Annotated in this window: 10 protein-coding genes; 2 read left to right on the forward strand and 8 right to left on the reverse strand. The window is 65.7% G+C overall.

Annotated elements, in window-relative coordinates:
• Window positions 1-22 precede the first annotated feature (22 nt).
• The 8 genes from R3D65_RS11655 to R3D65_RS11690 all read right to left on the reverse strand — a co-directional run bounded on the left by R3D65_RS11655 (window position 23) and on the right by R3D65_RS11690 (window position 10035).
• A complete protein-coding gene (locus tag R3D65_RS11655; protein WP_371275386.1) occupies window positions 23-1450 on the reverse strand; it encodes a GumC family protein in 1428 nt (475 codons plus the stop codon).
• Window positions 1450-2244, reverse strand: a complete 795-nt coding sequence (locus tag R3D65_RS11660) for a hypothetical protein (RefSeq protein WP_371275387.1) — start codon at window positions 2242-2244, stop codon at window positions 1450-1452. The genes R3D65_RS11655 and R3D65_RS11660 overlap by 1 nt, the downstream gene beginning before the upstream one ends.
• Before the next feature lie 64 nt (window positions 2245-2308).
• Window positions 2309-3442 (reverse strand): hypothetical protein, encoded by a 1134-nt coding sequence (locus R3D65_RS11665; protein WP_371275388.1) that lies wholly within the window; start codon window positions 3440-3442, stop codon window positions 2309-2311.
• Window positions 3432-4154 (reverse strand): hypothetical protein, encoded by a 723-nt coding sequence (locus R3D65_RS11670; RefSeq protein WP_371275389.1) that lies wholly within the window; start codon window positions 4152-4154, stop codon window positions 3432-3434. The genes R3D65_RS11665 and R3D65_RS11670 overlap by 11 nt, the downstream gene beginning before the upstream one ends.
• Window positions 4151-5962: a glutamine--fructose-6-phosphate transaminase (isomerizing) gene (glmS, locus tag R3D65_RS11675; RefSeq protein WP_371275390.1), complete on the reverse strand. Its 1812-nt coding sequence runs from the start codon at window positions 5960-5962 to the stop codon at window positions 4151-4153. Before glmS ends, R3D65_RS11670 begins: the two co-directional genes overlap by 4 nt.
• A gap of 43 nt (window positions 5963-6005) precedes the next feature.
• Complete coding sequence (locus R3D65_RS11680; RefSeq protein ID WP_371275391.1) at window positions 6006-7475, reverse strand: O-antigen ligase family protein; 1470 nt, start codon at window positions 7473-7475, stop codon at window positions 6006-6008.
• Window positions 7459-8871 carry a lipopolysaccharide biosynthesis protein gene (locus R3D65_RS11685; RefSeq protein ID WP_371275392.1) on the reverse strand — a complete coding sequence of 471 codons (1413 nt, stop codon included), beginning with the start codon at window positions 8869-8871 and terminating at the stop codon, window positions 7459-7461. Before R3D65_RS11685 ends, R3D65_RS11680 begins: the two co-directional genes overlap by 17 nt.
• 3 nt (window positions 8872-8874) lie before the next feature.
• The gene (locus R3D65_RS11690) at window positions 8875-10035 is read right to left on the reverse strand and encodes a glycosyltransferase (RefSeq protein ID WP_371275393.1); all 1161 of its coding nucleotides are present in this window, start codon (window positions 10033-10035) and stop codon (window positions 8875-8877) included.
• 100 nt (window positions 10036-10135) lie between these two features.
• Here R3D65_RS11690 and R3D65_RS11695 point away from each other — a divergent pair, with 100 nt between their 5' ends.
• The gene (locus R3D65_RS11695) at window positions 10136-11074 is read left to right on the forward strand and encodes a glycosyltransferase family 2 protein (RefSeq protein ID WP_371275394.1); all 939 of its coding nucleotides are present in this window, start codon (window positions 10136-10138) and stop codon (window positions 11072-11074) included.
• A complete protein-coding gene (locus R3D65_RS11700; RefSeq protein WP_371275395.1) occupies window positions 11068-12573 on the forward strand; it encodes a SpoIIE family protein phosphatase in 1506 nt (501 codons plus the stop codon). The genes R3D65_RS11695 and R3D65_RS11700 overlap by 7 nt, the downstream gene beginning before the upstream one ends.
• Window positions 12574-12590 lie beyond the last annotated feature (17 nt).

Genomic DNA, 12590 nt, shown 5'->3' on the forward strand with positions numbered 1-12590 from the left:
TGCCCGTCTTCTCCGGGTCCCGTCAATTGCAATAGCGCGAGACGACCGGCGCCTCGCAAACCGCTTCGAATTCGTGCTGCCGGCGCAGCCGCGTATCCAGTATTTCGGCAGCCGCGGCCAGTCCGGCGCCCGCCACCAGGCCGGCGACGATGCCGACAACGAGAAACAGGATGCGGCCCGGCGTGACAGGCACGACCGGGTCCACCGGCGCGTCGATGACCTTGATGCGCTCGGGTGCCTCGAACTTGCCGAGGGCACCGGTGATCTGGGCATTGTCAAAGCGCTTGGAGATGGAGTCGTGGCTTTCCTGAGCCATGCGGATCTCTTCCTCGAGCCGCTTCTGTTCCTGCATGACCGGACCGGTCTCCGCGATGGCGGTATGGATGCTGTCGATCTCGGCCTCGATGGCTGACGTCTCCTCCTTCAGGCGCAGGTATTCGGCATTGCTTTCCTGCAGGCGGGTCATCTGCGAGACCAGAAGCGGAGGCGTCTTGCCGTCTTCCTGGGTGAGCGAACCGGCGGCGAGGTTCCAGAGCCGGTCTATGTCGGCGCTTTTCATCGCCTCGGCATCCTTGAGCAGCGCTTCGCGTTCGTCTTCCAGGCGGTCCAGCGTTCGCAATTCGGCCTGGACGGCGGAATGCTCGTCCGTGTAGCGCGTCTTGAGTTCGCCAAGACGGCGGCGGGTCTTCAGAATGTCGTCCTCGATACGGCCGATGACCGGATTGGTCCCGATCAGGCGCTGGCGCACATCGCCCAGTTCCGCTTCGGCCGCCTTCAGTTTCATGCGGTTCTCGGAAAATTTCTGTTCAAGGCCGGCCAGCCGGGTGACAAGGCTGCTCTCCAGGGTTGGCAAGCGGTTGCGATTGCGCCGTTTGAACGCGGCATAGGCTTCCTGGGCTTCCGAGAGGCGCCGGGCGCGCGCTTCCAGTTCCTGGCTGAGAAAGACCTGGCTGTCGCGGATGGAACTGCGCTCGGGCGCCAGCAGCTTGTCGACAAAGTGATGCGACAGGGCGCGCAGCGTGTCCGCCATGCCGGTGGGCACGCTGCCGCGGATCGAAAAGGCAACAAGGTCATTGCCCATGAGGTCGACAGATATGGCGCCGGACAGGTTGCGGACCGCGTTGGCGCGCTCGGTCAGTGTCGACTGCGCCGAGATGTGCCCGGTATCTTCCAGCACTGCTTCGAGAATGTGGGCGGAGTGAACCAGGGTCTTGAGGGCGGGCATGCGCTCCTTGAGGTTCGGCCCCACGGCGAGATCGGTCAGGAAGGGATTGAGCTTTGCCGTCTCCTGGACGAGGATCGTCGAGCGGGCGACATAGGTCTTGGGCGCGAGACCGCCGGCCATGTAGGCGACAGGTGGCAGGGCGAGCACTGGCACGACGATCAGGTAGCGGCGGCGCCATGCGATGTCGAAGACCTGCAAGAGAAGACTGGGAATATCCCGGACCATCAGCCGGCGGCTCCCGCAAAGGGTTCGTATTCGACACGCACGGCGCCTGCACTCATGGACGGGTCATAGCCCATGCCCGGTTCTCCGCCTGTCACGGACGCCACGACGCGGGCAATCTGCTGGGCGCGCGCAAGCACCTCATAGCCCTCTCCGGCGATCCGGCCGACAACGATGCGGCGGACAACGCGCCCGCCAAGCTTCCTGAGCCGCAATTGCATGACCGTTTCGGCGGGCAGTTGCGTCGTCGCGCTTTCCAGTTGGAACTCGATCACGTCGGCGGGCTTGGGGCCGGTGCCCACGGCGGCGGTCGTGATCGTCGTGTCCGCTCCGGCAGGCGCGGGAGGCGTGCTTGCGCGGGCCTTGGCAAGCGCGGCATTCCATGTTGCCTCGGGCGTCAAATCCTGAGCAGCGGGTGACGGGCTTTCCGTCTGGCTCGACGGTTGCGCCATGGCGCGAACCGCCTGCAATTGCCGCGCCTGGTTGAACAGCGCGACCGCATTACCCTTGCCGGTTGACGGCACCCCTTCGGGACGGTCGGCGGCAAGGCGCGCCACCTGGCGGCGGTACTCCATCTCGACGGCGGAGAGGGCCGGCGCCGTTTCGCGCTCTCCGGTCGCGGCGTCCATGTTTGCCTCCGGTTCCGTTGCCTCCGGCACGGATTGCCGCGCAGCGTCGGCGGCCAGGGCCAATTGCACCTCCTGCGGCAGCATGGCCGTCGCGTTTTGCGAAACACAACCTGAAAGCGCTGTTGCGGAAAGCAAAGCCATGGCGGGAATAAGCGTTCTGAGCCTCATCTCGGACGTCTCCTGACTGGATTTGACCGATGCGTTCCAAGAACCATGCCAGAGGCCTGGTGCCTCACAGCGCGTCGATGAGCTGGGCCAGGAAGGCGGCGCGGGCATCCCAGCTTTCACCCTTCAGGCGCGGGGCGAATTCGCGGGCGCGCTGGCCACCGGCTTCGGCGCGCAGGATGGCACTGGCCAGGGTTTCGCCGCCGGCCGGGGTTTCCACCGGCGCTGCGATGGCGTCGATGGCAGGGAATTTCCAGGTCGCTGCCACCGGCCGGCCGGTGGCGAGATATTCGCGCAGCTTGAGCGGGTTGCACGCGGCGATCTGCCGGTTGCGCCGAAAGGGCAGGAGCGACACGGTCCAATGCTGCGACCATGCCGGCAAGTCATCATGCGGCAAGGGCGCAAGGCGCCGGACATTGGCCAGACCATCCAGGGCGGAGAGATCCGTTTCCGCGCGGCCGATGAGCACGAAGGTCCAGTCCGGCAGGCTGCGCGCCGCGGTGGCGATCGCTTCCACATCGATCCAGCCATTGAGCGAACCATAGAAGCCGGCAACCTTGCCGGGCGGCATGTCTGGCGCTGGTGCAACGGGATTGGCAAAAAGGTCAAAATCCACGCCATGGGGCAGGATCACGGTCTTGGCCGGGTCGAAACGGCGGGCGCTTTCCGGGCTTGCCGCCAGAACGAGGGCCGCACGCTCAGCCAGTTCCAGTTCCATGGCGAGAACGGGGCCGTGGTCAACGCCGTGCAGGGCCGCGAAATCATCACCGGCATAGTAGATCACGGCCCGTTCGCCAAGCGTGCCGAGGAGGGGCAGGGCGGTGGGCAGCGATGTCCAGAGCACCGGCGCTGAAAGTCCCTGTTCGGTCATGGTCGCGCGCACCTGAGCACCGACCTGGCGCCGGTTGAAGGCGGCTGCCATACGGGAACCCGGCCACGGGATGGCGCGTGGCTCGATCATGGCGGTGAAGGGATGGCCGGGCCCGGCGGGCGAAATGCTGCGTGTTCGCGACGGTGCAGCCAGCCGCGCGGCCTTGGCGGCAAGACGCTGAAGGTCCGGCCATGACAGGCGCGGACGCCGCAGACCCAGCGAGTTGACCCACACGGTCTTTCGTTCCGCCGCCAGCCGGGAGACCAGATGCTGGGTCGATGAGGGGTGACGGCCCCAGTCTTCGCCGAAGACCACCAGATCATGCGGCATGGGCCAGCTTCCCGGCGGGCAGGTGCCGGAGGATACGCGCGGGCGATCCGGCAGCCAGAACGTAGGGCGGGAGGTCGCCTGTCACGATGCTGCCAGCCCCGACGACGGTGCCCCGGCCGATGGTCACCCCCGCCAGAACCGTCACGCCGGTTGCAAGCCAGACATCGCGTTCCAGCACGATGTCGCCGCATTGGTCCGGTGTATCGGGCAGGCCGGCGGCGCGGTCTGCGGCATCCAGCGGATGGCCCGGATAGCCTGCCAGAAAGGCGCGCCCCGCGATGCGGACATTGTCGCCAATGACAACCTTTCCGGCGACCGCGATGGTGGTTTGCCAGCCGATGTCGACATTGGACCCGACGACCAGTTTCGGCGGTTCCGGCGTTCCGGGCCGTCCGGTGATCGTCGTCTGGCCCGAAATGCGGACATCGCGTCCGAAGGCCATGCGCACGGGACCGATCACCAGCGGCATGCCGCCATAAATGAACAGGCCGGGTGCTTTCGTTGCCAGGCGTGCCTTGAACAGCGGCGTTGTCCAGGCCGCCCGCCAGACAGCCTGCCATGCTGCAAGCGTCATCCGGCGCGCCTCGTAGAGCGGGCGATGGATGGCGGGCACGACCGGAAGCGAAGCCGAACGGCAGCGCCTGACCGCCGCGCCGACGGTCCGGGCGAGTGGCGAGCGCCCGGCCTTGGCCCATTCGCGCAGCCCGTTCATTCGACCGTCACCGACTTGGCGAGGTTGCGCGGCCGGTCGACATCCAGTCCGCGCATGGTTGCGGTATGGTAGGAGAGAAGCTGCAACGGCACTGTCGCCACCATCGGGCGGACAAATTCCGGCGCCCGGGGAATGGTGAGCACGCCGGCGGCGGCATCGGACATGGTCAGCATGGCTTCCCGGTCGGCGATGACGTGGATCTGCCCCCCGCGCGCGGCAACTTCGCGGATGTTGGAGGCGAGCTTTGGCAGCAGGACATCGCTTCCGGCCAGGGCGAAGACGGGCATGGTCTCGTCGATCAGCGCCAGGGGACCGTGCTTCAGCTCTCCGGCTGGAAAGGCCTCTGCGTGGATGTAGCTGGTTTCCTTCAGCTTCAGCGCCCCTTCGCAGGCGAGCGGGTGAAACTGCCCGCGACCCAGGAAGATGGCGCTGCGGGCCTGTTCCAGCCGCGATGCCGCCTCCATGACGGCAGGCTCGTTGTGCAGGGCGGCCTGGACGAATTCAGGCAGGCGGGCAAGATGATCGCGCAGACGCCCGGTGGCGGCGCCGCTGTTGCGGCGCTGTGAAATGTGAACGGACAGATGTGCCATGACCACGAGCTGCGCCATGAAGGCCTTTGTGGAGGCCACGCCGATTTCCGGCCCTGCGGCCAGCGGCAATGTCATGTCGGCCTGCCGTGCCATGCTCGAACCCATCTCGTTGACGATGGCGATGATCGGCATGCCGATGTGTTGCAGGCGCTCCAGCACGGCCAGGGTGTCCGCGGTTTCGCCGGATTGCGAGACCAGCACGGCCACTTCACCCGGATAGACCTGGGGCATGGGATCATACCGGTATTCCGAGGCGACATGTACGGCGCATTCGATGCCGGTCATGGACTGGATCCAGTAACGTGTCGCCGAAGCGGCGAAGAAGGATGAGCCGCAGGCCACGAAGTTGATGCGGCGAATTCGCGTGACATCGAGCGCAAGCAGTTGGTCGAGCAAGGAGCCGTCACGATAAAGACGGTTGATCTGCTCGATGACCTCGGGCTGCTCGAAAATCTCCTTGGCCATGAAGTGGCCGTGGTCGCCGGTATCGAAGGCGTTGACGACGCCCGGAACGTCGAGAAGGCGGCGGTTGACCGGCCGTCCGGCCACGTCACGGATGTCGACACCTTCGGGTGTCAGGCGCGCGGTGTCGCCATCCTCCAGGGCGATGGCATGGGTCGCGAGGCCGGCAAGCGCGTTGATGTCGGAGGAGAGAAAGGTGCGGCGGTTGCCGATGCCGGCAACGATCGGGCTGCCCCGGCGGGCCGCGAAAACCTCGCCGGGCGCGGCTTCCGCCATCATCGCAATCGCATAGGCACCCTCCAGCCGGCCGGCGGCCTCGGTAAGGGCGACCCTTGGCGGGGCGCCGCGATCCATGGCGTCGCGCACAAGCCAGGGAATGACTTCGGAATCCGTTTCGCTGACGAAGCGGGCGCCCTGGCGTGAAAGATCCTGGCGCAGGGCTGCATGGTTTTCGACGATGCCGTTGTGCACGACAGCGATTCCCGGCGCCTGATGCGGGTGGGAATTCACACGGGCCGGCGCCCCGTGGGTCGCCCAGCGGGTATGAGCGATGCCGCTCGATCCGTTCGCCGGCATTTTCGCCAGAAGCGTTTCCAGCGAGGTGACGTTGCCGGCTTCCTTGCGTACGGCTATTCCGTTGCCTTCGCGGACGGCAAGGCCGGCGGAATCATAGCCGCGGTATTCCAGCCTCTTCAGCCCCTCCAGCAGTGTCGGTGCGGCGTCTTCATCGCCTGCGACGGCAAAAATTCCACACATGATCCACGGTCCTTTCATTCCTGGAAAAACGGTCTTCTCCGGACTAGGCAGAAAGCGTGCCAGTGCGATTTTCCTTGGAAATGCGCCTTATGATGCGGATTTGCGGCTTTTCCGGCCTGGCGGGTTCGCCAAATGCGAAGCTGTTCGCAAAGTGGGAAGCGGCCGAGACGATGGCCAGAAGGATGTAGACGGGCCATGTGAAGCCCTGGGTGAGAAAAGTGCCTGACGTGCAGAAGCCGGCAATGCCGGAGGTGACGGAGAAGGCGGCGACCTGAACCGGCATGGGCGCATGGTATTCGCGAAGGATGCGGGAGGCGCGAACGGCCACGCGCGCGATGGCGATGATCATCGCCACGAAGGCGAACAGTCCTGGCCATCCGGTCTCCGCCAAAACACCCAGCCAGGTGGAATGGACCGCCTTGTTGAAGCCGCTCCAATGCGGCGTGTAGAGCCAGTAGTTGGGAATGAAATTGTCAAGGCCGACGCCGTTGAGTGGCCGCGCCATGGCCATGTTGAACGCGGCGGTCCACGCCCATATGCGGCCCATGGCGCTTTCGTCGATACCGTCTTCGGCAGCGCCGCCGGACGAGCGGTCAGAGATGCCGGCGGCTGCGAAAAGCACGGTGGCGGCGAGCCCGCCAATGCCGGCCAGGACCAGTTTCGAGCGTATGATCCTGAGCCCGGTCACGCCAAAGACCGCCATGCTGCCGAGAAGGCCGCCCCGGCTTTGCGTGGACAGGACCGCCCAGATGATCATGACGATGGCGACGGTGCCCAGAAGCCGGTTGAACCAGCCGCCGCGGGTCGTGGCCATGGAAACGGCGAAGGACAAGGGAAAGGTGAGCACGAGCGACAGGTCATTGGGATCGCCCAGAACCGAGCCGATCTCCCGGCCGATCGTCACCCGCGTGCCTTCCACCAGGCCGATGCCGGCAAGCTTGTTGGTGACAGCCACATAGGAAACGGCAATTCCGGAAATGACGATGACGCGGGCGGCAAGCTGGAAATCCGACGGTTTGCGCAACAGCCAGGCGATCGACAGCGTCATGATGGCAATCTTCACATAGGCGCTGGTCCAGTAGGCAATGGCGACGCCCGGATTGGATGCGAAGGGCAATCCGACCGTCACGAGCGTGAAGAAGACGGCGAAGGCGGTGATCTGGCTACCCCAGAACGGCTTGATGCGCTTCATGATGCCGATGTGCCAGACAAGCACCATCAATGTCGGAAGGGCCAGCAATTGGGGAATCCGGAAGGGCATGAGAAAGGGAAATGCCTCATGCAGGCGGAAGAAGGTGAAGGATACGAAGCCCAGGACAAGCCAGACCGGAATGCGCATCATGATGATGAGGCCGAGCGGCGCCGCGGCCAGGGGCATCACCAGAGCGGGATGGGAAATCGCCAGCGTCGGAAGCACCGAGACGATGGCCATGGCAAGGCCGACAGCGACGATTTTCGCGCTGACCGCCTTGACCTGGCGCGGACCTTGAAGGGGATCAGGCGCGAAGGGCATGGAGGCGGGCGAAACGGAGCAGGTCCGGCCTGGCCACGGCGAGGGCGGCGAAAGCCAGCATGGGGGCCGCGATGGCGGCTGCGAAAGCGGCGGCAAGTCCGGCATCGTGCGGAACGGCCAGGGTCGGACTGACCGCCGCGAGCACGATCAGAAGCGCCGCCGGCGAAGCGAAGGGGACCGGTGCATTCTTGCGCGACAGGGCGATGAAGCAGCCCAGCCTGAACACCTGTGCAGCAAGCGTGGCCGCGATGGCGCCGGCAAGACCCGATTGCGGGATCAGAACGGCATAGAGTGCAATGGCGACGACGGCAGCGGCCGCGTTGACAGCCAGTACACGGAACGTGTGACCGCCCAGATAGGCGCCTGCATTGGACAGGCTGACGAGCTCGTTCAGCACGATCGCGCCGATCAGCCATGGCAACCAGTGCAGCGCATGCCCGTAGGCATCCGGCAACGCGAGGCGGACAAATGCCGGCATGACCAGATGCAGCGCCACGGCCCCGCCGCACAGGATGGCCAGACCCACAAGCCATGCCGTGGCATTCTGCTCCTTGCCGCCGGGACGGGCGAGCAGCGACAGCCGGCGCGGATACCACCACAGGCCGAAGGGCTGCACGACCAGCGCCGTCGCCAGCGCCAGTTTGGCGGCAATGGCGTATTGGGCCATTTCAGCACGCGATACGTGGCCGGCAATGAACCAGCGATCCGCCGCGCCAAGCGCGAACATGCAAAGACCGGACAAGACGATGGGCAATCCGTAGACGCCCAGCCTACGGACCATGAGCCGCGAGATGGAAAGACCGTTTTCGCGCAGGAAAAGGCCTGCAAGCAGGGCGGCCAGAACAATGTCCACCGAGGCATTGGCGACCAGCACGCCCGAGGCGCCAAGGCCAGCGGCCAGGGCCGACCATACGAGCGCGATCTGCGCCATGGAGCGCGCGAGGATGAAGCCGAGAAAGGCCACCGGCCTGTTGCGCAGGCGCAGCCAGGCCAGCGGTGTCTCGACAAGGGCGGTCACCGCAGCGCCTGTCAGGGCCAGGCGGAAGGCTTGCGGGGCGACGGCCAGCGCCGCCCATTGCTGCAGCGGTCCTGCCATTGCCTGCAGCAGGGCCAGGACGATGAGAAAGGCGATCAAGGCCGTCCCGGCCAGTTCGGCCAGGCGGATGCGGGCTTCACTGTCCTCTCCGGCGCAGAAGCGGTAGAGCAGTTCGGTCAGGCCGAGCGCCGAAAAAAGAGCGGCGAACTCGATCAGGCTCGTGGCCAGATCGAGTTCGCCAAAGGCGGCTGTCGGGAGCTTCCAGGCCAGGAGCGGGATCGTGACGAGCGAAAATCCCTTCATCAGGATGATGGAGAGGCCGTAGACGAGAAAACTGGTGACTGGCTGGGACAGGCGCATGGCTCAGGCCGCCTCGACCATTGCCGAGAGCGCGCCGGCCTGGGCGCCCAGCGTGAAATGGCGGAGCAGGCGCAGACGGCCGGCCGCCCCCATCGCTCGCCTGCGTTCTGCCGGCATGGCGTCCATTCGCCCAATGGCCTGGGCGAGCGCGACGGGATCGGCGGGAGGCACGAGAATGCCGGTCTGCGGGGTGACCATTTCCTTCACGCCCATGAAAGCGGTGGAGATGACCGGCAGGCCCATGGCCATGGCTTCCTTGACCACGAGCGGACCGGTTTCGCGGTTACCGTCGGCCGTGGCCTTGAAAGGCAGGCAGACGGCGCGATAGGCTGGTCCATGGCTTGCCAGCCAGGCCGCGTCGCGGCTGCCGAGCAGGCGAATATGGTGAAAGGCCTGGCGGTTGATCCTTTCGGCGGCATCGCCGATTTGCGCGCGCAACGGTCCGTCGCCCACGATGTCGAGCCTGATGCGGTGCTTGCCTTCCAGGAAGCCGAGAGCCTCAAACAGGTCGTCGAGCCCCTTTGAGCCGACAAAGCGGCCGATGAACAGGAAGCGGCCATTGTCGCCGGCATCTTCATCGCGTGGCTGGAAACGCTCCGGATCGGTTCCGCAGGGGATGCGGACAAGCGCTGCCCTGCTGTTCATCGCGCGCAAGTCGCTTTCCAGGTCGGCGCAGACCGCGACGACACGGTCGGCTGCGGCGAGCTTGACCTCCAGGTCTTCCGGCTCGGCATAGACGTCATGGCCATGGCAGGTGAAGCTGACGGGCCGCCCGGCAATGCGGGCGGCGACAACACCATGGGCCGCGCCGCCACCGGCGAAATGCGCGTGAACGTGGCTGCATCCGGCAGCCCGGATCGCCCCGGCCAGTTTCAGCCCGTTCCAGAGCAGGGAGCGGCGTGACAGGCGCTGTTGCCTCCACAGGAAGGTAAGCGCGCGCCAGGCAAGGGGCAACATGCGCAAACCCTGCCAGGCCGGAATACGGGCCACCGGCACCGCGTGCGCTGCGATTTCATCGTCGCGGGGCTGGGCGGGACCGTCGCGCAGATCAAAGACGAAGGGCACGATCCTGTGCCCGTGCGCTTGCATGGCGCGCATCTCGTTGCCGATGAAGGTTTCGGACAGAACCGGGAAGGCGGTCAGGACATAGGCGATGGTCTTCAAGGAAGAAAGCTCCGGCATTGTTTCGGCATCGGCCTTGCAAGGGGGATGCCAGCGTGCCGCCGGCGGCACCTGACGTCATGATTTGCGCGGAGACGAAAACATGCCCAGACCCCTGTGTTCGGTTGTCATCCCGGCCTTCAACGCCATGGATTTCCTGCCCTCGGCCATTGCCTCGGTGGAGGCCCAGTCCATCTCGGGGCTCGAGGTTCTCGTGCTGGATGACGGCTCGACCGACGGCACCGCCGAATGGCTCCGCATCGTGCGTGCGCAACGGCCCTGGCTCAAGGTTTTCGAAGGCGGAGACCTGGGGCCAGCTCGGGCCCGCAACCTTCTGATAGAGAAAGCAAATTCCGGCCTGATCGCGTTTCTCGATGCGGATGATGAATGGCTGCCGGGCAAGCTTGCGCGCGACATTGCCTACCATGAGGCGCAGCCGGACATTTCGTTCACGTTTACCGATTATCTTCATCTCGATCCGCAGGGCAGGTCGCTCGGGACCGCCTTTGAATACTGGAAGCCCGGTTTCCGGAATCTGCGCGAGGAGACATTCATGCCGCTTGAAAACGCCCTTGTCAGGCTGATCGGCTGCAATCTCGTGGGCACGTCCACGGTTGTTGCGAAACGCGAACGGTTGCGAAACGCGAACGGATTTGCAGAGGATCTGCCTTCGGCCGAGGACTGGGATCTGTGGTTGCGCCTTGCCCAGGACGGGCCGGTTGCGGTCTCCACGCAGGTGACGGCGAATTATCTGGTCCGTCCACACAGCGAAACCGCCAACCGCACGGCGCGCATCGCGGCCATGGAAACGATCCTGAAGCGCTACGGACATTCGGGCGGGACCCGTTCGGCACGCCGGGAGGCCAGGGCGCGCCTTGCCACGGTTCGCGCGGAAGCCGCGTCGATCGATGGACGCCACGGTGACGCGCTGGCGTTCCGCCTCGGCGCATTGCTGCGCCAGCCCAGCCGGCGCAATGTCCATGAGGCGCTTGCCGCGGTGGCCCGTCTCGGCGGGATTTCAGGAAAGGCCGGCGCATGCTGATCGCCCGTATGGAAGGACCTGCAAGCCTGGAAACGGCGGCGCGCATGCGCAGCGTCTTTACCTGCCAGGCATTTCAGAAGCCAGGCGTGCGCAAGGCGCTGGAAGACCTGGAACTGGCCTTTGCCGAGATCGCCGCGAACGCGGTGAACCACGCGGCGGAAAAGCCGTCGCGCTTTTCCGTCGCCCTGCATCTGGAAGGAGGGCGCCTGCGCGTCGATTTCCATGACGACGGGGCGCCTTTCAGGGAATTCAAGCGCGCATGGAAAGACAGTACGCTTGCAGCGATGGATCCGATGGCCGAAAGTGGCCGCGGCCTCTGGCTGGTGCGCCAGTCGACCGACGATCTGGTCTACAGCCACGGCCAGGACAATGCCTGGTCGTTCTGCCGGTCGATCGGTGAACCCGCGCAGCCGGAGATCCTGCTGGTCGAAGACGACGACACGACGCGCGGGCTCTACACGGCGCTTCTGTCAAAGGTTGGCGTGGTAACAGCCGCCCGTTCGCTGCGTGAAGCGGGCGCAATCCTCACCGACAGCGTCTTCGACCTCATTGTGGCCGACTACAACCTTGACGACGGCGAGGCGGTGGCACTGCTCGAAACACGCCTCGATCTCGATTGCCCGATCATCTTCATCACCGCAGACACCACAGGCGTGGCCCGCGAAAGCGGTCTGCGTCACGGGATACACATGCTGCTGGCGAAACCGGTACGGCCGCTCGAACTGCGCGAACGGGCGGCCGAGGCTGTGGCGGCCCATCGCAGCCATGCGCTTCGCGCAGTCCGCCGCTTCACGGCCGACGTGGCGCCGGGTATCGCGGCTGCAAAGCCGGTTGAGGCAGGCGGACTGCGCCTGTTGGCACGCGCCGCGGTGGCAACGGCTGGCGGCGGCGATGCCTTCATCGATCTTGGCGGTGGAACCGGGACCGGTGAAAGGCGGCGCTTCGTGATGGCCGATTGCATGGGCCACGGCATGCCGGCCCGTTTGCAGGCCGCCATGCTCGGCGGCTTGCTGGCCGGGCAGGCGCAAGACCGGTGGGCGGGCCCGGATGCCTGTCTCGACGATCTGTCGGGGGCAATTCTCGCCAGCCCGGCGGTCAGCCAGCTTATCGCCACCGTGCTGGTTGTCGATCTCCCCGGCGCTGGCGTTCTGGAACTGGCCTCGGGCGGGCATCCGGCCCCGCTTCTGCTGGCAGGCAATACGGCACGATCCTTCCCCTTGCAGGGATTGATGCCCGGACTGACTTCGGAATGCAGCGCGCGGGCCCGGTCACTTCGGCTCCAGGACGGGGAACGGCTGTTTCTGGCGACGGATGGACTTGCACCTGCCAGCAGCGACACGCTGGAGGGCATGCCAGAGACGCTGTTGCGGGTCATCCGCCAATCGTCCGCCTTGCCGCTCGAAGCGGCAGCCGATGCCATCGAGGCGGAAGCGTTGAAGACATTCGGCGCCCGGCCGCAGGACGACTGGACGTTCGTCCTGATCGAAGGCGCCGGATGAATTTCCGCGCCGCGACG

The organism is Zhengella sp. (assembly GCF_041397485.1).
In the GTDB taxonomy this organism is placed as follows: Bacteria; Pseudomonadota; Alphaproteobacteria; order Rhizobiales; family Rhizobiaceae; genus Zhengella.

Bases quoted from the DNA above. Each gene is read 5' to 3' on its own strand.
- R3D65_RS11655 (WP_371275386.1), bottom strand. From the start codon at position 1,450: ATGGTCCGGGATATTCCCAGTCTTCTCTTGCAGGTCTTCGACATCGCA.
- R3D65_RS11660 (WP_371275387.1), bottom strand. From the start codon at position 2,244: ATGAGGCTCAGAACGCTTATTCCCGCCATGGCTTTGCTTTCCGCAACA.
- R3D65_RS11665 (WP_371275388.1), bottom strand. From the start codon at position 3,442: ATGCCGCATGATCTGGTGGTCTTCGGCGAAGACTGGGGCCGTCACCCC.
- R3D65_RS11670 (WP_371275389.1), bottom strand. From the start codon at position 4,154: ATGAACGGGCTGCGCGAATGGGCCAAGGCCGGGCGCTCGCCACTCGCC.
- glmS (WP_371275390.1), bottom strand. From the start codon at position 5,962: ATGTGTGGAATTTTTGCCGTCGCAGGCGATGAAGACGCCGCACCGACA.
- R3D65_RS11680 (WP_371275391.1), bottom strand. From the start codon at position 7,475: ATGCCCTTCGCGCCTGATCCCCTTCAAGGTCCGCGCCAGGTCAAGGCG.
- R3D65_RS11685 (WP_371275392.1), bottom strand. From the start codon at position 8,871: ATGCGCCTGTCCCAGCCAGTCACCAGTTTTCTCGTCTACGGCCTCTCC.
- R3D65_RS11695 (WP_371275394.1), top strand. From the start codon at position 10,136: ATGCCCAGACCCCTGTGTTCGGTTGTCATCCCGGCCTTCAACGCCATG.
- R3D65_RS11700 (WP_371275395.1), top strand. From the start codon at position 11,068: ATGCTGATCGCCCGTATGGAAGGACCTGCAAGCCTGGAAACGGCGGCG.